The organism is Billgrantia sulfidoxydans, from assembly GCF_017868775.1.
Classification (GTDB): Bacteria; Pseudomonadota; Gammaproteobacteria; order Pseudomonadales; family Halomonadaceae; genus Halomonas; species Halomonas sulfidoxydans.
Genome location: NZ_CP053381.1, coordinates 4,127,072 through 4,146,043, shown reverse-complemented (window position 1 = coordinate 4,146,043; position 18,972 = coordinate 4,127,072). Strand labels below are relative to the sequence as shown.

Here is an 18,972-nt window from a genome sequence, read left to right as displayed (position 1 = left end):
GCGCGCCATGCCCATTCCCGACGACTTCCTGCCCGCCGACGACCTCTCCCCCGCGCTCGTGCCAGCCCTGGAGAAGGCGTGGCAGCGTCTCGGCGAAAGCCTGGCGCAGGGCGACAGCGTCGCCGAGATGACCGGCCAGGAACCACCGTCGGAGAACTGGCTGGGCCTCGATCCCGAGCGTCGGCGCCAGCTGGCACGCGTGATCGCCATTTCCGACTTCGCGGCCGATACGCTGGCGCGCTATCCCGACTGGCTTCAGCACCTGGATGCCAGCGGCGAGCTGGATGAGGCCCCGGGCGCCGAAACGCTCGCCGCCTGGCTGGCCGAGCGGCTCGAGAGCGTCGAGGACGAGGCGGCCCTGCACGCGGCGCTGCGCCGCTTCCGCCGGGCGCGCATGCTGGGCATCGTGTGGCGCGACCTGACGCGGCCGGCGGGCATCGACATGTGGTCGACCGCCGCCGCGGTGTCGCGGCTGGCCGAGGTGTGTCTCGAGGGCGCGCTGGGCTGGCTCGAGACCCATCTCGAGCCGCGCTGGGGGCGCCCGGCGCCGCGCGCCGACGGCAGCGAGCAGCGCCTGGTGGTGCTGGGCATGGGCAAGCTCGGCGCCGGCGAGCTCAACCTCTCCTCGGACATCGACCTGATCTTCGCCTATCCCGAGCAGGGTGAGACCGAGGGCGGGCGCAAGTCGCTCACTCACCAGGAGTACTTCACCAAGCTGGGGCAGAAGCTGATCGCCGCGCTGGATGCGGTGACCGCCGACGGCTTCGTCTTTCGCGTCGACATGCGCCTGCGCCCGCTGGGCGACGGCGGTCCGCTGGTCGGCAGCTTCTCGTCGCTGGCCGCCTATTACCAGGACCAGGGCCGCGAGTGGGAGCGCTATGCCATGCTCAAGGCGCGGCCAGTGGCCGGCGACCTGGGGGCCGGGGGGGAGCTGCTCGGTAACCTGCGCCCCTTCGTCTATCGCAAGTACCTCGACTTCGGCGCCATCGAGTCGCTGCGCGAGATGAAGGCGCTGATCAACCGCGAGGTGAAGCGCCGCGGCATGCAGGCCAACATCAAGCTCGGCCCCGGCGGCATTCGCGAGGTGGAGTTCGTGGTGCAGGCCTTCCAGTTGATCCGCGGCGGCCGCGATACCGAGCTGCAGGTCACCTCGCTGCGGACCGCGCTCACGCGCCTGCCGGCGCTGGGCCTGCTGCCGCAGCAGGTGGTCGAAGAACTCGAGCCCGACTATGTCTTCCTGCGCGATCTCGAGCACGTGCTGCAGGCACTGGAGGATCGCCAGACCCAGAACCTGCCCGACGACGACCTCGATCGCGAGCGTGTGGCCCAGGCGCTCAACATGGAGGACTGGCCGGCGGTCGTGGCGCGGCTCGAGGAGGTGCGCGGGCGGGTCCGCCACCACTTCGATGCGGTGGTGGCCGACCCCGAGGAGGAGCACGAGGAGGCAAGTGCGACCCCCGAGGAGGGAGGCGTCTCGCTCGACGACTGGCGCGCGCTGTGGTGCGGCGAGCTGGAGGAGTCGGAGGCGCAGGCGATGCTCGCCGAGGCGGGCTTCGCTCAGCCCGAGACCGCGCTGCGCCGCCTGGTGACCCTGCGCCAGTCGCGCCAGGTCCAGTCCATGCAGCGCATCGGCTACGACCGCCTCGAAGCCCTGCTGCCGCTGCTGCTGGATGCCGTGGCGGCAAGCGACGCCTCCGATACCGCGCTCGAACGCGTGCTGCCGCTGGTCGAGTCGGTGCTGCGGCGCACCGCCTACCTGGCGCTGCTGCGCGAGAATCCCGAGGCGCTCAGTCATTTGATGGAGCTGTGCGGCGCCAGCCCCTGGATCGCCGAGCAGATGGCCCGCTATCCGATCCTGCTCGACGAGCTGCTGACACCGGATACGCTCTACACACCCGCCGACAAGGCGCGCCTGGCCGACGAGCTGCGTCAGACCCTGGGGCGCATTCCCGAGGACGACGAAGAGGCGCAGCTCGAGGCGCTGCGCGTGTTCAAGCACGCCCACGTGCTACGGGTGGCCGCCTCGGACATCGCCGGGACCCGCCACCTGATGAAGGTCAGCGACTATCTCACCTACATCGCCGAGGTGCTGCTGGAGAAGGTGCTGGCCATGGCCTGGCGCCACCTGGTGCGCAAGCATGGCTACCCGCTGCGGCGCGATGGCAGCCGGGCCGGTAGCGACCCCGAATTTCTGATCGTCGGCTATGGCAAGCTGGGCGGCATCGAACTGGGTTACGGGTCGGATCTCGACCTGGTGTTCATTCACGATGCCGATTCCCACGGCGAGACCGACGGTGCGCGGCCCATCGACACGCCGGTGTTCTTCACCCGCTTGGGCCAGCGCATCATCCACCTGCTCACCGCGGTGACCCCGGCCGGCACGCTCTACGAAGTGGACATGCGCCTGCGTCCCTCGGGCAATGCCGGGCTGCTGGCCACCACGCTAGACGCTTTCGGCGAGTACCAGCGCCGCGAAGCCTGGACCTGGGAGCACCAGGCGCTGGTGCGCGCCCGTGTGGTGGCCGGCCACCCCCGCCTGGCCGAGGGCTTCGACGCGGTGCGCCGCGAGATCCTCGGGCGCGAGCGCGATTGCCGGGCCCTGGGCGAAGAGGTGGTCAAGATGCGCCGCAAGATGCGCGACCACCTGGGCGGCAAGGCCGGGGAGGGCGAGTTCGACCTCAAGCACGACCCCGGCGGCATGGTCGACATCGAGTTCCTGTGCCAGTTCGCGGTGCTCTCCATGGGGCACGATACACCCGAACTGCTGCAGTGGAGCGACAACATGCGCATCCTCGAGACGCTGGAGAGCAGCGGCCGCCTGCCCGCCGAGGAGTGCCGGCGCCTGCGCGAGGCCTACCTGGCCCTGCGTAGCGCCGCCCACCGCGCCTCGCTGACCCGCGAGGCCGCCCGCGGCCGCGACGCCGACTTCCACGCCCACCGCCAGGCGGTGATCGAGGCCTGGCAGCGCCTGCTGGAGCCTGCGGCATGAAGCCCGCTCGTGTGATTCCGTTTCCACCAGAGAGACCGCGATGAACAAGGTACTGATCCTGCACGGCCCCAACCTCAACCTGCTGGGCACCCGCCAGCCGGAGATCTACGGCAGCGAGACCCTTAACGACATCAACAATGCGCTGTACGAGAAGGCTGCCGTCAACGGCTGGGACATCAAGGCGCTGCAGAGCAACCACGAGGGCGTGCTGATCGACGCCATCCATGCCGCGCGCGAGGATGGCACCGCGGCGATCGTCATCAACCCCGCCGCCTATACGCATACCTCGGTGGCGATCCTCGATGCGCTCAACGCCTTCGAGGGCAAGGTGATCGAGGTACACCTCTCCAACGTGCACAAGCGCGAGAGCTTCCGCCACCACTCCTACGTCTCGCTGCGCGCCGACGGCGTCATCGCCGGGCTCGGCAGCCAGGGCTACCTGGCCGCGCTGGACGCCGTGATCCGCGCCGCCGAGCGTGCCTGAGCCTGCCGCCCGCTGTCGTGCCCCACGGCAGCGGGCCTTGCACGACAACCCCTTAGAGTAACGAGTCGATCAGCTCGCGATTGACGAGTAGCGTCTCGTGAGTGACGAGCAGGTGGTTGTTGAACTCGTCGAGCTGCCCGTCGCCCTGGGGGCGGTTCTGCTCCAGGTACTCGATCGCGGCCACATGCAGTTCCATCTGGTAGGACAGAAAGGTCTCGTCGAACGCTTCTCCCTCCAATTCGCGTAATGCTTCAAAGGCATCCCGATCATGCAGAGTGTGCTCGTCGTGCGGGGTGTCGCTGTTCCCGCTGGCCTCGGCCAGCCACTCGTCGAGAATGGCGTGGTCGCGCCGCAGGGTGTTGGCCAATTGGACGACCTCGTCATCTTCGGCACGCTTCTCGGCCAGCTCCGCCAGGTCAGCCTGATGCTGGTGCAGGGCCCGTAGGCTGGCCTGGATCGCTTCGCGATCCTCGCTCTCCCGCGCCAATGCCGGCCCGGCCAGCAGGCAGGCCAGCACCACCCCCAGGATGATCGAGTCCTTTGAGAGAAAGATTTTCATTCCGTTGCTCCCGCTTGTTGCCTGAATGATGAGCGAGCTCGAATTCGGTTTGCGCAAGACCTCTTTGCTTCCTACGGTAGTACAAGACGTCTCGCTCTGGTGCCGATTCATGCAAAGAACGATCGACAAACCAAGCCGCAAGCGCAAGCCGCAAACGCCCGAAGAGCAGCAGGAGAAGAAGCGGGAGCTTCTGGTATTTCTGTTCCTCGCCGGCATCCTGTTTCCGATTCTTGCCGTTCTTGTGGTATCGGGCTACGGCTTCGCTGTATGGATCTTCCAGATCTTTGCCGGACCTCCCGGTCCGCCCGGCTAGCGGGTCGAGAGGCACATAAGAAAAAGCAAATAAGAAAAATTGCAAAACTGAATTGAAATAATAAAGACCGTGGAGAAACGAAATGGCCGTGGAACCCTCGCGGCGGGCGTTGCTCAAGGGGCGCCTCGAATATTCCCCTGCGCTGCGTCCACCCTGGGCCCGTGATGAGCCACAATTCCTGGAAAATTGCAGCCAGTGCGGCGACTGCTTCCAGGCCTGCGAAACCGACATTATCGTGCGCGATGCGGCCGGTTTTCCGCAGGTCGACTTCCAACGTGGCGAGTGCATCTTCTGCCGTGCCTGCGTCGAGGCCTGCGAGGAAGAGGTCTTTCTCGACCCGGTGCATGAGCCGCCGTGGCGGCACGTCGCGGCCATCGGGCCGGCATGCCTGGGGCCGCAGGGCGTCTACTGCCGCAGCTGCGGCGAGAGCTGTGAGGCCGGCGCGATCCATTTCTCGTTCAATGCCCGGCGCGTACCGGTGCCCTCGATCGACAGCGAGGTCTGCAACGGCTGCGGCGCCTGCGTCTCGGTGTGTCCCACCGGGGCGGTCACGGTCGGGGTACCGGGCTCGGGCCATTCGGCCCGGCTTCCCTCCACCGACCTTCAGGGGGAGACATGAACGCAGAGTTACATATCTCGAGCCTGGTCGTGCAACTGCAGCCGGCGCACATCGCCGACGTCCGACAGCAGTGCCAGGCCCATCCGGGCGTCGAAGTCCACGCCACGGACCCGTGCGGCAAGATGGTGCTGGTGCTGGAGACGGCGGGACAGCGCGAGATTGTGGCATTCATCGAGGCGCTTCAGCGAGCCCCGGGCGTGCTGTCGGTGAGCCTGGTCTACCACCATGCGGAGATCGCCGAGGAACTGAACAGGGAGATGGAGGAGATGAGCGATGACGCTGACGCGACGTGACTTCATCAAGGCCACGGCGGCGACCACAGCCACCGCGGCGGCAGGGATCAGAACTACCGGCCAGGCGCAGAACGTGGTCACCGACGCCAGCCAGTCCCAGTTGAAGTGGTCGAAGGCACCGTGCCGCTTCTGCGGCGTGGGCTGCGGGGTCAATGTGGCGACACGCGACAATCAGGTGGTCGCCACCCACGCCGACATCAACGCCCCGGTCAATCGCGGCGTCAACTGCATCAAGGGCTATTTCCTGTCCAAGATCATGTACGGCGAGGACCGACTCACCCAGCCGCTGCTGCGCAAGACCAACGGCCAGTACGACAAGAACGGCGAGTTCACTCCGGTGAGCTGGGACGAGGCCTTCGACGTGATGGCTGAAAAGTACAAGGCGGTGCTGCGCGAGAAGGGCCCCCAGGGTATCGGCATGTTCGGCTCCGGCCAGTGGACGGTGTGGGAGGGCTATGCCGCCAACAAGCTGATGAAAGCCGGCTTCCGCTCCAACCACATCGACCCCAATGCGCGCCACTGCATGGCCTCGGCGGTATTCGGCTTCATGCGCACCTTCGGCATGGACGAGCCGATGGGCTGCTACGACGACATCGAGGCGGCGGATGCCTTCGTGCTGTGGGGCTCCAACATGGCCGAGATGCACCCCATCCTGTGGACCCGGGTCACCGACCGCCGGTTGTCGGCTCCCCACGTCAAGGTGGCGGTGCTCTCCACCTTCGAGCACCGCTCCTTCGAGCTGGCCGACCAGCCGATCATCTTCACGCCCCAGGCCGATCTGGCGATCCTCAACTATATACAGCGCTACATCATCGAGAACGACCGGGTGAACTGGGACTTCGTCAACGAGCACGTGCGCTTCATGGAGGGCAACGTCGATATCGGCTACGGCCTGCGCCCCGAGCATCGCCTGGAGCTGGCGGCGGCCAACGCCGCCGAAAGCGGCGGTGCCCGCGACATCGACTTCGAGCGCTACCGCGAGTTCCTGCAGCAGTACGACGCCGAGACGGTCAGCGAGCTTTCGGGCGTGCCCCAGCGTCAGCTCGATGCCCTGGCCGAGCTCTACGCCGACCCCGACACCAAGGTGATGTCGTTCTGGACCATGGGCTTCAACCAGCACACCCGCGGGGTCTGGGCGAACAACATGATCTACAACATCCATCTGCTGACGGGCAAGATCTCCACCCCGGGCAACAGTCCCTTCTCGCTGACCGGCCAGCCCTCGGCCTGCGGCACCGCGCGCGAGGTCGGCACCTTCTCGCACCGGCTGCCGGCCGACATGGTGGTGACCAACCCGGACCACCGCCGCTTCGCCGAGAACGCCTGGAAGGTGCCGGAAGGTACCATCCAGGAGAAGCCCGGCGCCCATGCCGTACTGCAGAACCGCATGCTCAAGGACGGCGAGATCAACGTCTACTGGGTGCAGTGCAACAACAATGTCCAGGCGGCGGCCAACCTGGTCGAGGAGACCTACCCCGGCTACCGCAACCCCGACAACTTTATCGTCGTCTCCGATGCCTACCCCACCGTGACCGCCGAGCTGGCCGACCTGATCCTGCCCGCGGCGATGTGGGTCGAGAAGGAGGGCGCCTACGGTAACGCCGAGCGGCGCACCCAGTTCTGGCATCAGCTGGTCAGGGCGCCCGGCGAAGCGCGCTCCGACCTGTGGCAGATGGTGGAGTTCTCCAAGCGCTTCCAGATTCCAGATCGAGGAGGTGTGGCCGGAGGAACTGCTCGAGGCCAACCCGGACTACCGCGGCAAGTCGATGTTCGAGGTGCTGTTCCGCAACGGCCAGGTGGATGCCTACGGCCTCGACGAGCTCGACGAGGAGTACGCCAACGACGAGGCTCACCACTTCGGCTTCTACGTACAGAAGGGGCTGTTCGAGGAGTATGCCAAGTTCACCCGCGGCAAGGCCCACGACCTAGCCCCGTTCGAGCGTTACCACCAGGAGCGCGGCTTGCGCTGGCCGGTGGTCGACGGCGAGGAGACGCGCTGGCGCTACAACGGCGAGTACGATCCCTACGTGGAGGAGGGGCGCGATTTCCAGTTCTACGGCCACAAGGACGGGCGCGCCGTCATCTACGCCCTGCCCTACGAGCCGCCCGCCGAGTCGCCCGACGAGGAGTACCCGATGTGGCTGGTCACCGGCCGGGTGCTCGAGCACTGGCACTCCGGCTCGATGACCCGGCGCGTGCCCGAGCTGCACCGCGCCTTTCCCCAGGCAGTGGTCTACCTGCACCCCGAGGACGCGCGTCAGCTCGGCGTGCGTCGCGGCAGCGAGGTGCGTATCGTCAGCCCGCGCGGCGAGATGAACTCCCGCGTCGAGACGCGCGGGCGCAACCGCATGCCCAGGGGGCTGGTGTTCGTGCCCTGGTTCGATGCCAGCCAGCTGATCAACAAGGTCACGCTGGACGCCACCGACCCCATCTCCAAGCAGACGGACTTCAAGAAGTGCGCCTGCCGGATCGAACCGGTCTAGGGAGGGAAGCACGATGCGAACGATCACCCCCGCCATCGCCGTCGCAGTGTTGGCGATCAGCCTGGGCGTGCTCGCCCAGGAGGGCGAACTCGATGCCCTGCGCGGCCACGTACCGCTGCTCGAGGAGCGCACCCCGGAACCGCTCTACGACGTCGTGAACGACGACCAGCGGCGAGTCCGGGCCTACCCGATGCAGCCGCCGACCATCCCGCACAAGATCGACAACTACCAGGTCGACCTCAACGCCAACCGCTGCATGAGCTGCCACAGCCGGCAGCGGGTCGGCGACACCCAGGCCCCGATGATCAGCGTGACCCACTACATGGACCGCGACGGCAACTTCCTCGCCGAACTCTCGCCGCGCCGCTACTTCTGCAACCAGTGCCACGTGCCGCAGACGGACGCGCCGCTGGCAGTCGAGAACCGCTTCGTCGACATCGCCGAAATCCTCCGCCAGCCACGCGAGACGGAAGAGTGAGGGGTGCTGCATGATCCAACGTATCAAGAGCCTGCTCGCGGTCTTCTGGCGCGTCTTCAATTCGCCCAGCGGCTACTTCAGCCTGGGGTTTCTCACCGTGGGGGGCTTCATCGGCGGGGTGTTGTTCTGGGGCGGCTTCAATACCGCCATGGAGGCGACCAATACCGAGCGGTTCTGCATCGGCTGCCACGAGATGCGGGCCAACGTCTACGAAGAGATCCAGCCCACCATTCACTTCACCAACCGCTCGGGTGTGCGGGCGGTGTGCTCGGACTGCCACGTGCCGCACGACTGGACCGACAAGATCGCGCGCAAGATGCAGGCCTCGAAGGAGGTATGGGGCAAGATCTTCGGCACCATCAATACCCGCGAGAAGTTCCTCGACCACCGCCTGGAGATGGCCTCCCGCGAGTGGCGCCGCTTCGAGGCCAACGACTCGCTGGAGTGCCGCAACTGCCACGACGAGGACGCCATGGATTTCACTCGGCAGAGCAACCGGGCGGCCGCGGCACATCGGCGAGGGCTGATCCAGGGCGACGATACCTGCATTACCTGCCACAAGGGCATCGCCCACGAGCTGCCCGACATGGCCGGCGTCGAGGGGTGGGAGTGAATGGAGCCTGAAGCGCTAGCCGATGGGCAGTAGCCCGGCAGCCTGGATCGCCCAGATGGCCAGGCTCAGGCTCAAGAAGGCGGCCAGTGTGCCCACCATCAGCGCGGCGGCGCTGACGCCGGCCATGCCGTAGCGCTGGCCGAGCAGGGGATAGACGCTGATCATCGGTGCGCAGGCGAACAGCAGTGCGCCGGCCAGCAGGGTGGGGTCCGCCGCCGGCATCAGCAGAAACAGGCCGAGCACGGCGAGAGGATGCAGAACCAGCTTGCCGACGACGATCTGCCCGACGTCACGCAGCATGCCGCGCACCTGGAGCCCGAACAGGGTCCCGCCGATCACGAACAGCGCCGCCGGCCCGGCGGCATTGGCCAGCATCTCGACGACCTGGGCCAGCGGGCGCGGCAGCGAGGTTTCCGTTACCGCCAATAGCAGGCCCAGGGCCAGGCCGATCAGGATGGGGTTGCGGATCAGCCGCAAGAAGGTCTTGCCCGCGATGGCTCCGATGCCGGTCCCGCTCTGGCGCCCGGCCTCGGCCAGGATCAGGGCCATCGGGATGATAAGCAGGTTCTCGATCATCATGTTCAGCGCCAGGAAGACGGCGGCCGGCGAGCTGCCGAGCACCATGGCGGCGACGGGATAGCCGATGAAACCGCTGTTGGAGGCGGACACGCCCAGGGCATGCAGGGCGCCTTCGCTGAGCGGCTTGCGCTGCAGCGTCAGGGTCAGCAGCAGGGCCAAGCCGAAGACCAGGGCCGAGCCGAGGCCGTAGGCCAGCAGGTACGGCTTCTGCAGCACCTCGTCGAGCGGACTTTGGGTCAGGGCGCGTATCACCAGCGCCGGCAGGGCGAAGTAGAGCACGAAGGTCGCCACACCCTGCACCTGCTCCCGATTGATCAGCCGTATGCCCATGGCCAGATAGCCGGCACCGATCAGCAGGAAGATCGGCGTGGTAATGGCGAGAATTTCCAGCATGCACGCTTCCCGGCACGAGGTGGGTTCGACGACGCTCTGCCTTGCCTCAGCTGACGGTCGCGCGGATTTCGCGGGCCTTGCGCTGCAGTAGCGGCAGGTACTCCTTCATCAGGGTATCCAGATCGACCCGGGCGGCGTTGGTGCTGATGTTGATGGCGCCGAGCAGCTTGCCGTTGGCGTCGAAGGCCGGCACGGCCAGCGAGCGCAGCCCCGAGTCGAGCTCCTGGTCGGCGATGGCGTAGCCCTGCTGGCGCACCTTGAGGATGCGCTTCTTGAGTGCGGCCTTGTCGGTTACGGTCTTGTCGGTGTAGCGCGTAAGCGTGACCCGCTCCAGGAAGGCATCCAGTTCGGCATCGGGAAGCTGGGCCAGCAGCGCACGTCCCATCGAGGTGTGGGCGGCGGGCAGCCGGGTGCCAACGGAGAGGGTGATGGCCATCAGCCGGTGACGGGCCGAGGAGCGCGCCACGTAGGTGACCTCGTCGCCGTCGAGCACGCCGAGGGAGGAGGATTCGCCGCTTTCGGCGGTGATGTCCTCCAGCACCTGCTGGATCACGCTACGATAGTTGTTGGCAGAGAGAAACGCATAGCCGAGCTGCAGCACCCGCGGGGCTAGCTCGAAGTTGCGGCCCTGCTTCCTCACGTAGCCCAACGCATGCAGCGTGAGCAGGAAGCGCCGGGCGCGGGCGCGGTTCATGCCGGTACGGCTGGCGACCTCGCTCAGGGTCATGCGCGAGTGCGTCTCGTCGAAGGCCAGGATCACTTCCAGGCCACTGGCCAGTGCGGTGACGAAGTCCCGGTCGTCCGGGCTGAGAACCTCTTCCTCTGATGCCATTTTTGTTCCGTCGTTGTGCCGTCGTCTTGAATGGTTTGCTCTTTGGGAGCCCTTCAATCTAGCATAATGTTCGAATTGCGAACATCTGTACGACCATGGGCTAAGCCTAAGCCATGGGTCAGCCATTCCTTGGGAGAGCATGATATGCCTGACACCCTCCTGCGGCACCCCTTCATGAGCCAATCGGCATTAATGCAGTGCAACGTTTCGGCACTGGTCGAGGCCATGCTGGCCTTCGAGCTGGCCCTGGCCGAGGTGCAGGAGGTGCGAGGCGCCATGCCCGGAGGGACGAGCGGGGCCATGCGGCGCGTGCTGGAAGCGCATGCCTTCGATCACGAGGCGCTGGCGGCGGGCGTGGCCAGCGGCGGCAACGTGGCGATTCCCTTCGTCAAGCAGGGGCGCGCCGCGCTGCCCGATGCGCTCAAGCGCTACTGGCACATGGGTGCCACCAGCCAGGACGTGGTCGACTCGGCGCTGATGCTGCTGCTCCAGCCGCGACTGGCTGCGCTGGATGCGCTGCTCGGGCGCTGCCGTACGGCCGCGCTCGCGCTCATGCAGGCCCATGAGCAGACGGTGATGGTGGGGCGTACGCTGATGCAGCAGGCGCTGCCGACTACCTTCGGCGTCAAGGTGGCGCACTGGGCCATCGGGCTGGAGCAGGCGCGACGACGCCTGGCACAGGTCGAGCTGCCGGTGCAGTTCGGCGGCGCCGTGGGGGTGCACTCCGGCTGGGACACGCTGGGCCTCGACTTTATGGACGCCATCGCTCAGAAGCTCGGCCTGGCGACGCCGGTACTGCCCTGGCATACCGACCGCCTGCCGATCCATGCCCTGGGTACGGCGTTGGACGCCGCGGCGGGGGCGGCCGAGAAGCTGGCGCTCGACGTGGCGCTGCTGACCCAGACCGAAGTGGGCGAAGTGGCCGAGCCATCCGCCCCGGGCATGGGCGAGTCCTCCTCCATGCCGCACAAGCGCAACCCGGTGCGCTGCGCCATGATCCGCGGTGCCGCCCGACAGGTGCACGGCAACACCACGGTGCTGCTCCATGCCGTTGCCCAGCCGCTGGAGCGCGGGCTGGGCGAGTGGCACGCCGAATGGTCGCCGCTGATCGATAGTGCGCTGCTGCTGGAGGGGGCACTGGAGCAGGCCGCCGTGCTGCTCGAGGGGCTCGAGGTTCACCCCGAGGCGATGCGGCGCAACCTGGCGGCCACCGGCGGCGGCATCATGGCCGAGCCGGTGTCACGCCTGCTGGCGCCGGTACTGGGCCAGGATGCAGCCAAGCGGATCAGCGCCGAAGCCGCCGAAACGGCACGACACCAGGGCATTCCCTATGCCGAGGCGCTTGAAGAGCACGCCGAAGTGAGGGGGCGGATTGAAGCGGAAGCCCTGCGCCAGGCAACGGACCCGGCCTTATACCTTGGTAGTAGCCAGGCGCAGGTGCATCGCGCCATGGCCTGGTTGGGTGAATAACGCTTTGAGATAGCATTTCTTTTCGTATTCCTGCAAAGGGGAGGCCTGGCCTCCCCTTTGCTTATATACACGCTTGCAGATTTGACGGTGGAGGTTCATGGGACTAGATTGTTCGTATTGCAAATCTATGTTCGTTATACGAACTAAATGGAATGCCTTCCAGGCCCCTTCGTATCAACGCCTGGTTGCGCTCCGGTTCCCCGAGAGGCCGTCATGTCCAATCCCTGCATTATCTGTGTTGCCATCACCGGCAGCTTGCCGCGCAAGGAGAATAACCCTGCCGTTCCGATTACCATCGAAGAGCAGGTCGAGAGCACCCAGGCGGCGTTTGAAGCCGGGGCCACCATCGCCCACTGTCACGTGCGCAACGACGACCAGAGCCCGACATCGGACCCCGAAAAGTTCGCCCAGTTGATGGAAGGGCTCAGAAAGCACTGCCCGGGGATGATCATCCAGCTCTCGACCGGTGGGCGCTCCGGTGCCGGCCAGGAGCGGGGCGGCATGTTGCCGCTCAGGCCGGATATGGCCAGTCTCTCGGTGGGCTCCAACAACTTTCCCAACCGCGTCTACGAGAACCCGCCGCAGTTGGTGGAGTGGCTGGCCGACGAGATGCTGAGGTACGCCATCAAGCCCGAAATCGAAGCCTTCGACCTGTCGCACATCCACCAGGCGGTGAATCTTTCAAAACAGGGTAAGCTCAAGGCGCCGCTCTACGTTCAGTTCGTGATGGGGGTCAAGAACGCCATGCCGGCGGACAAGCCAACCTTCGATTTCTATATCGAGACCCTGAAGCGCCTGGCCCCTGATGCCCAGTGGTGCGGTGCCGGCATCGGCCCCAACCAGCTCCTGCTGAATGAATGGTCCATCGCCGCGGGTGGCCACACCCGCACCGGCCTCGAAGACAACGTGCGACTCGACCGCGACACCTTGGCACCGTCCAATGCCGCCCTGGTCGAGCGTGCCGTGGAACTGTGCGAGAAGTACGAGCGCCCCGTGGCCACCTGGCAGCAGGCCCGCGAGATCCTCGGCCTGGCTACCACCTAGCCTTCCACGACGATAGCGGCATTGGCCCTGGAAGCTGGGGCGACGGATCCTGCCTTATACCTTGGTAGCGGCCAGGCGCAAGTACGCCGCGCGGCGGCCTGGCTGCAGCGCGAATAATGCCCTGAAAATCCATCGGTTTCGTTGAACCCAACGAGGGGAAGCCAGGCCTCCCCTCGCTTTTTCATGGGCAGCGTATTTGACGATGGCATGAGCTTGGCGTTAACTTGTTCGCATCACAAAACAAAGTTCGCTATTCGAACTTTCTAACGAGAGCGCCCAGGAGAACACCATGGCCGAATTCCTGAGCCTCCGTGACGCGGTGGCCCGCTACGTCGAAGACGGCGCCACCGTGGCCATGGAGGGCTTTACCCACCTGATTCCCTTCGCTGCTGGTCACGAGGTGATCCGCCAGAAGAAGCGTGACCTGACCCTGATCCGCATGACGCCGGACCTGGTCTACGACCAGATGATCGGCGCCGGCTGCGCCAGGAAGGTAATCTTCTCCTGGGGCGGCAACCCCGGCGTGGGCTCGCTGCATCGCCTGCGCGACGCGGTGGAGAAGGGCTGGCCGCACAAGGTCGAGATCCTCGAGCACAGCCACGCCGCCATGGCCTGCGCCTTCGAGGCCGGTGCCGCCGGGCTGCCTCTGGCCGTGCTGCGTGGCTATGTGGGCAGCGAGCTGCCCAGCGTCAACGACCAGATCAAGTTCATCGAGTGCCCGTTCACCGGCGAGCGCCTGGCCGCGGTGCCCTCGGTGCGCCCGGACGTTTCCATCGTGCATGCGCAGAAGGCCGACCGCGCCGGCAACGTGCTGGTGGAGGGTATCGTCGGCGTGCAGAAGGAGGCCGTACTGGCGGCGAAGCGCAGCATCGTCACGGTGGAGGAGATCGTCGACGACCTGCGCGCCGAGGCCGACTACCACCCCAACGCCTGCATCATCCCGGGCTGGGCCATCAGCGCCATCGCCGTGGCCGAGAAGGGCTCGCTGCCCTCCTATGCCCACGGCTACTACCCGCGCAACAACGCCTTCTACAAGGAGTGGGACGCCATCGCCCGCGACCGCGACACCTTCACCCGGTGGATCGAAGAGAACGTCATGAACGCAGGGGGGAACGCCTGATGAGTACCGTCGATAAGTGCCTGGACTACACCTCGGCGGAGATGATGACCGTCACCGCGGCCCGCGCGCTGGAGAACGGCATGACCTGCTTCGTCGGCATCGGCCTGCCCAGCGAGGCGGCCAACCTGGCGCGCCTGACGCATGCGCCGGACGTGGTGCTGATCTACGAATCCGGCACCCTGCAGACCAAGCCCAACGTGCTGCCGCTCTCCATCGGCGACGGCGAGCTGGCCGAGACGGCGCTCACCACCGTTTCGGTGCCGGAGATGTTTCGCTACTGGCTGCAGGGCGGCAAGATCGACGTGGGCTTCCTCGGTACCGCCCAGATCGACCGCTACTGCAACCTCAACACTACCCTGATCGGCGACTACCGCGAGCCCAAGGTGCGACTGCCGGGCGGCGGCGGTGCGCCGGAAATCGCGACGAACGCGGGTGAGGTCTTCATCACCCTGAAGCACTCCAAGCGCGCCTTCGTCGACCGGGTCGATTTCGTCACCACCCTGGGCTTCGGCCGCGACGGCAAGGGCCGCGACGGTGTGCCCAACATCGGCAAGGGGCCGACCCGGGTCATCACCGACCTGTGCGTGATGAAGCCCGACCCCGAGACCAAGGAGCTGGTGGTGGTCTCGCTTCACCCGGGCGTGAGCCGCGAGGACGTGATCGAGGCCACCGGTTGGGAGATCCGCTTTGCCGACACGCTGGAGAGCACCCCGGAGCCCTCGGCCCGCGAGCTTGAGGTCCTGCGCGAACTCAAAGACAGGACCGCCCGCGCCCATGCCGGTGCGTGACGCCGCGACGGCGAATTAGAGGAGATAAGGTATGACCGACGTATTCCTTTGCCATCCGCGGCGCACCGCCATCGGCCGCTTCGGCGGTACCCTGGCCAGCGTGCGCCCCGACGACTTCGCCGCCACCATCTTCAAGGCGGTGCTGGCGGAAGCGCCCGACCTGGACCCTTCCGCGATTGAAGAGGTTTTCATGGGCTGCGCCAACCAGGCCGGCGAGGACAACCGCAACGTGGCGCGCATGTCCGCCCTGCTGGCGGGCCTACCCACCTCGGTGCCCGGTACTACCATGAACCGCCTGTGCGGCTCCGGCATGGACGCGGTGGGCACCGCCTTCCGCGCCATCAAGGCCGGCGAGATGGAGCTGGCCCTGGCCGGCGGCGTGGAGTCCATGTCCCGCGCTCCCTACGTGCTGGGCAAGGCCGACAGCGCCTTCTCCCGCGGCCAGAAGATCGAGGACACCACCATCGGCTGGCGCTTCGTCAATCCGCTGATGAAGAAGGCCTACGGTATCGACTCCATGCCGGAGACCGCCGAGAACGTGGCCGAACAGTTCAACATCTCCCGCGAGGACCAGGACGCCTTCGCCCTGCGCTCCCAGCAGAAGGCCGCCGCCGCGCAGAAGGCGGGTCGCTTCGCCATCGAGATCACGCCCATCGAAATCCCCCGGCGCAAGCAGGAGCCGCTGGTGTTCGACACCGACGAGCACCCGCGCGAGACCACCCGGGAGAAGCTGGCTGGGCTTCCGACCCCGTTCCGCGAGGGCGGCAGCATCACCGCCGGCAACGCCTCCGGCGTCAACGACGGCGCCGCCGCCATGCTGGTGGCAAGCCGGGCTGCGGTGGAGCAACATGGGCTCAAGCCCATGGCCCGCATCATCGGCATGGCCACGGCCGGCGTCGAGCCGCGCATCATGGGCTACGGCCCGGTGCCGGCGGTACGCAAGCTGCTCGAGCGCACCGGCGTGACCATGGACGAGATCGACATCTTCGAGTTTAACGAAGCCTTCGCCGCCCAGGCGCTTGCCTGCACGCGGGACCTGGGGCTCGCCGACGACGACCCGAGGGTCAACCCCAACGGCGGCGCCATTGCCCTGGGCCACCCGCTGGGCATGTCCGGCGCCCGCCTGCTGCTCACTGCCGCTCACGAGCTGCAGCGCACTGGCAAGCGCTACGCGCTGTGCACCATGTGCGTCGGAGTGGGGCAGGGGATTGCCACGCTGATCGAAAGGGCTTAGGCATAAGAGCTAAGAGGGAAGAAGGAAGAGAGAAGAGGTCAGTGTCAGGGTTTCTTCCCTCTTCCAGGTGCGAAGCACCGGTCTTCCGTCTTACCGCTATTTTCCAATCAGGCGCCGAGCCATGATTCGACGCCTGAGGATGGGAGAGTGTTCATGGCATTTATCGAGATCGACGGCCGCAGCGTCGCCTATCGCCTGCTCGGCCCCGAGGCGCTGCCGCTGGTGGTGCTGGCGCACCCGCTGGGCATGAGCCAGGCGGTGTGGGACGAGCTGCTGCCGGCGCTGCTGCCACGCTACCGCGTGCTGACCTGGGACCTGCCCGGCCACGGTGCCAGCCAGGCCTGGCCGGCCGAAGGCGGCGAGATCACTCCGGCGGCCCTGGCCCGGGAGGCGCTGGCGCTGGTCGAGCATGCCGGTGCCTCGCGCTTCCACTTCGTCGGCACCTCCATCGGCGGCGTGGTCGGCCAGCAGCTGATCAGTGAGCACGCCGAGCGGCTCTACTCCGTCACCCTGACCAACACCGGCGCGGTGATCGGCAACCAGGAGCTGTGGACCACCCGAGCCGGCCGCATTCGTCAGGAAGGCCTGGCGGCCATGGCCGAGGAGATCGTGCCGCGCTGGTTCGCGCCGGCCTGCTTCGAGGCCGAACCGGCACTCCAGGCCGGCTGGTGCACCCAGATGGGCCGCGGCGACGACGAATCCTACGCCCGCCTATGCGAGATGCTCGGCCGCACCGACTTCCGCGGCAAGCTGAAAGGGCCGCTCGGCGAGCATCCGGGCATCGGCGTGCACCTGCTCGGCGGTAGCGCCGACGTGGCCACCCCGCCGGAGACCCTGCAGGCCCTGGCCGCCGAGTGTGGCGGGGCGCCGCTGGAGATCCTCGAAGGCATCGCCCACGTGCCCTCGGTGGAGGCGCCCGCCGCCATGGCCAAGCGGCTGCTACTGTGGATGGCCAGCGAGCGTGAGGACGTCGGCGAGCATGGCGTGAGCTACGCCGAGGGGCTCGAGACCCGCAAGCAGGTGCTCGGCGAGGAGCACGTCGCCCGCGCCAGCCGGAACGCCAACAGCCTCGACGCCCCCTTCCAGCAGATGATCACCCGGCTGGCCTGGGGCGAGCTGTGGAGCAACGACGACCTCACCCGCCGCGAGCGCAGCCTGATCACCACCGGCATTCTCGCCGCCCTGGGCCGCGAGGAACTGGTGCTGCACCTCAAGACCGCCAAGCGCATCGGCCTCTCCGAAGCGGAGCTGCGCCAGGTACTGATGCACGTGGCGATCTACGCCGGCGTACCGGCGGCGAACCATGCGTTTGCGTTGGCCAAGGAGCTGGGCTGGGGCGAGGAGTTGAATTGACTCGGCGTGAGACGCCCTAGACTTTCGTTAGAGTGCTAATAAGCTGTGCCGCATGGCATGATCCGAACCGGCCTTTGGCCGGTTTCGGCTTTATGGGCAGGGCATTCGCGACCAGGAGAGCAGGGCATGACCCAGGACACCACCACCCCGCCGCCGAGCGAGCTGCGCCAGGCCCTGCTGGCCTACGGCCTGCTGTGGTGCCTGGGGCTCTACCTGCGCCTCACGGTGCTGGTGGTGCCGCCGCTGATTCCCCAGCTCAAGGCGGTGCTGGGCTTTACCAGCAGCGAGGTGGCGATCGCCACCAGCCTGCCGCTGGTCACCCTGGCCTTCGGCGCCCTGCTGGCCGGCTGGCTGCTGGCGCGGGTCGGTACGCTGCCCAGCATGCTCCTGGGGCTCGCCGTCATGGCGCTGGGCAGTGCGCTGCGCAGCCTGCCCGAGGGCTTTACCGCCTTCATGCTGGCCACCGTGCTGATGGGGGTGGGCATCGCCTTCATGCAGACGGCGATGCCGGTACTCGCCAAGCTCTGGGCGCCCGGTCGCATCGGCCGCGCCTCGGCGGTGTACACCAACGGCCTGCTGGTGGGCGAGCTGCTGGCGGCGGGCGCCACCGGCCCCCTGGCCGCGGCCTGGCTTGGCGCCCACTGGCAGTGGGCGTTCGCCCTGTGGGTGGCGCCGGTGCCGCTGCTGATGCTGGCGCTGATCGTCGGCTGCCGGCAGCTTCCGGCCATGGCGAACGGCTCCCGTAGCGCCAGCCTGACCCTGCCCAACGTGCGCGACGGGCGCACGTGGCGCCTGGTGGCACTGCTCGGTGCGGCGGCGGCGCTCTACTTCACCGGCAACGTCTTCCTGCCGCCGCTGCTCGAGGCGAGTGCGCGCCTCGACCTGCTGGCGCCCAGCCTCACCGCCCTCAACGGTGCTCAAATGCTCTCCTCGGCGCTGCTGATCTTCTACGCCGACCGGCTGATGGGCCGGTCCCGGCCGCTGATCGGCATCACCGCCCTGGCACTGCTGGCCCTGCCGTTGATGCTGTGGCTGCCGGGCGGCCACGTGGTGTGGGCGGCGGGCGTGTTCGGCTTCTTCACCAGTGCGCTGTTCATCTTCGTGCTGGCGCTGCCGGCCTGGCTGGTTCGCCTCGAGGCGCTGCCGCGGCTGATGGCCGGCATGCTGTTCTTCGGGTACCTTCTGGTATTCGGCATCACCGTGGTCGGCGGCTGGCTCAACGATCTCTCGGGAACCGTGGCGTTGGCCTTCCTGCCGACCCTGCTGATCAGCCTGGTCGCCATGGCCGTCACCCCGCGGCTGCTCGCCTCACGCCAGTAGGAAAACCC

18 protein-coding genes and 1 pseudogene are annotated in these 18,972 nt (G+C 67.0%); 16 read left to right on the top strand and 3 right to left on the bottom strand.

Going from position 1 to position 18,972, the window contains the following annotated elements:
- The first annotated feature begins 7 nt into the window (after positions 1 to 7).
- Together glnE and aroQ are read left to right on the top strand one after the other, a co-directional pair.
- Complete coding sequence (gene glnE / locus HNO51_RS19230) at positions 8 to 2,989, top strand: bifunctional [glutamate--ammonia ligase]-adenylyl-L-tyrosine phosphorylase/[glutamate--ammonia-ligase] adenylyltransferase (protein WP_209538122.1); 2,982 nt, start codon at positions 8 to 10, stop codon at positions 2,987 to 2,989.
- 40 nt (positions 2,990 to 3,029) lie between these two features.
- Entirely contained in the window at positions 3,030 to 3,473 is a 444-nt protein-coding gene (aroQ, locus tag HNO51_RS19225) for a type II 3-dehydroquinate dehydratase (RefSeq protein WP_209538121.1), read from the top strand.
- A 52-nt stretch (positions 3,474 to 3,525) separates the two neighbouring features.
- Here aroQ and HNO51_RS19220 read toward each other — a convergent pair whose 3' ends face one another.
- Positions 3,526 to 4,032 (bottom strand): DUF4142 domain-containing protein, encoded by a 507-nt coding sequence (locus tag HNO51_RS19220; RefSeq protein WP_209538120.1) that lies wholly within the window; start codon positions 4,030 to 4,032, stop codon positions 3,526 to 3,528.
- Positions 4,033 to 4,141: 109 nt separating this feature from the next.
- Here HNO51_RS19220 and napE point away from each other — a divergent pair, with 109 nt between their 5' ends.
- The 7 genes and pseudogenes from napE to HNO51_RS19190 all read left to right on the top strand — a co-directional run bounded on the left by napE (position 4,142) and on the right by HNO51_RS19190 (position 8,831).
- Positions 4,142 to 4,345, top strand: coding sequence for a periplasmic nitrate reductase, NapE protein (gene napE / locus HNO51_RS19215; protein WP_197448753.1), 204 nt, complete (start codon positions 4,142 to 4,144; stop codon positions 4,343 to 4,345).
- Between the two features lie 82 nt (positions 4,346 to 4,427).
- Positions 4,428 to 4,964, top strand: a complete 537-nt coding sequence (gene napF / locus HNO51_RS19210) for a ferredoxin-type protein NapF (RefSeq protein WP_209538119.1) — start codon at positions 4,428 to 4,430, stop codon at positions 4,962 to 4,964.
- Positions 4,961 to 5,257 carry a chaperone NapD gene (locus tag HNO51_RS19205; RefSeq protein ID WP_209538118.1) on the top strand — a complete coding sequence of 99 codons (297 nt, stop codon included), beginning with the start codon at positions 4,961 to 4,963 and terminating at the stop codon, positions 5,255 to 5,257. The genes napF and HNO51_RS19205 overlap by 4 nt, the downstream gene beginning before the upstream one ends.
- Positions 5,238 to 6,902, top strand: a pseudogene (napA, locus tag HNO51_RS19200) (nitrate reductase catalytic subunit NapA); the annotation flags it as partial. The gene HNO51_RS19205 and the pseudogene napA, both read left to right, overlap by 20 nt.
- Before the next feature lie 70 nt (positions 6,903 to 6,972).
- Complete coding sequence (locus tag HNO51_RS21105) at positions 6,973 to 7,740, top strand: molybdopterin dinucleotide binding domain-containing protein (protein ID WP_242597158.1); 768 nt, start codon at positions 6,973 to 6,975, stop codon at positions 7,738 to 7,740.
- A 13-nt stretch (positions 7,741 to 7,753) separates the two neighbouring features.
- Positions 7,754 to 8,218: a nitrate reductase cytochrome c-type subunit gene (locus HNO51_RS19195; RefSeq protein ID WP_197448749.1), complete on the top strand. Its 465-nt coding sequence runs from the start codon at positions 7,754 to 7,756 to the stop codon at positions 8,216 to 8,218.
- A 10-nt stretch (positions 8,219 to 8,228) separates the two neighbouring features.
- Positions 8,229 to 8,831 (top strand): NapC/NirT family cytochrome c, encoded by a 603-nt coding sequence (locus tag HNO51_RS19190; protein ID WP_197448748.1) that lies wholly within the window; start codon positions 8,229 to 8,231, stop codon positions 8,829 to 8,831.
- 15 nt (positions 8,832 to 8,846) lie between these two features.
- On the opposite strand, the gene HNO51_RS19185 is transcribed toward HNO51_RS19190, so the two are convergent.
- On the bottom strand, positions 8,847 to 9,803 hold the full coding sequence (locus HNO51_RS19185; protein WP_197448747.1) for an AEC family transporter: 957 nt from the start codon (positions 9,801 to 9,803) through the stop codon (positions 8,847 to 8,849).
- Between the two features lie 46 nt (positions 9,804 to 9,849).
- On the bottom strand, positions 9,850 to 10,635 hold the full coding sequence (locus tag HNO51_RS19180; protein WP_209538117.1) for an IclR family transcriptional regulator domain-containing protein: 786 nt from the start codon (positions 10,633 to 10,635) through the stop codon (positions 9,850 to 9,852).
- A gap of 144 nt (positions 10,636 to 10,779) precedes the next feature.
- On the opposite strand from HNO51_RS19180, the gene HNO51_RS19175 reads away from it, so the two are divergent.
- From HNO51_RS19175 to HNO51_RS19145, 7 genes are all read left to right on the top strand, one after another.
- Entirely contained in the window at positions 10,780 to 12,105 is a 1,326-nt protein-coding gene (locus HNO51_RS19175) for a class-II fumarase/aspartase family protein (RefSeq protein WP_197448745.1), read from the top strand.
- A 213-nt stretch (positions 12,106 to 12,318) separates the two neighbouring features.
- Complete coding sequence (locus tag HNO51_RS19170) at positions 12,319 to 13,149, top strand: 3-oxoadipate:acetyl-CoA acetyltransferase (RefSeq protein WP_209538116.1); 831 nt, start codon at positions 12,319 to 12,321, stop codon at positions 13,147 to 13,149.
- Between the two features lie 289 nt (positions 13,150 to 13,438).
- Positions 13,439 to 14,269 carry a CoA transferase subunit A gene (locus HNO51_RS19165; RefSeq protein ID WP_197448743.1) on the top strand — a complete coding sequence of 277 codons (831 nt, stop codon included), beginning with the start codon at positions 13,439 to 13,441 and terminating at the stop codon, positions 14,267 to 14,269.
- Positions 14,269 to 15,057, top strand: a complete 789-nt coding sequence (locus HNO51_RS19160; RefSeq protein WP_197448742.1) for a CoA-transferase subunit beta — start codon at positions 14,269 to 14,271, stop codon at positions 15,055 to 15,057. Before HNO51_RS19165 ends, HNO51_RS19160 begins: the two co-directional genes overlap by 1 nt.
- A gap of 31 nt (positions 15,058 to 15,088) precedes the next feature.
- On the top strand, positions 15,089 to 16,291 hold the full coding sequence (pcaF, locus tag HNO51_RS19155) for a 3-oxoadipyl-CoA thiolase (protein WP_209538115.1): 1,203 nt from the start codon (positions 15,089 to 15,091) through the stop codon (positions 16,289 to 16,291).
- 153 nt (positions 16,292 to 16,444) lie between these two features.
- Positions 16,445 to 17,644 (top strand): alpha/beta fold hydrolase, encoded by a 1,200-nt coding sequence (locus tag HNO51_RS19150; RefSeq protein ID WP_209538114.1) that lies wholly within the window; start codon positions 16,445 to 16,447, stop codon positions 17,642 to 17,644.
- A gap of 126 nt (positions 17,645 to 17,770) precedes the next feature.
- Positions 17,771 to 18,964 (top strand): MFS transporter, encoded by a 1,194-nt coding sequence (locus HNO51_RS19145; RefSeq protein WP_209538113.1) that lies wholly within the window; start codon positions 17,771 to 17,773, stop codon positions 18,962 to 18,964.
- Positions 18,965 to 18,972: the final 8 nt, after the last annotated feature.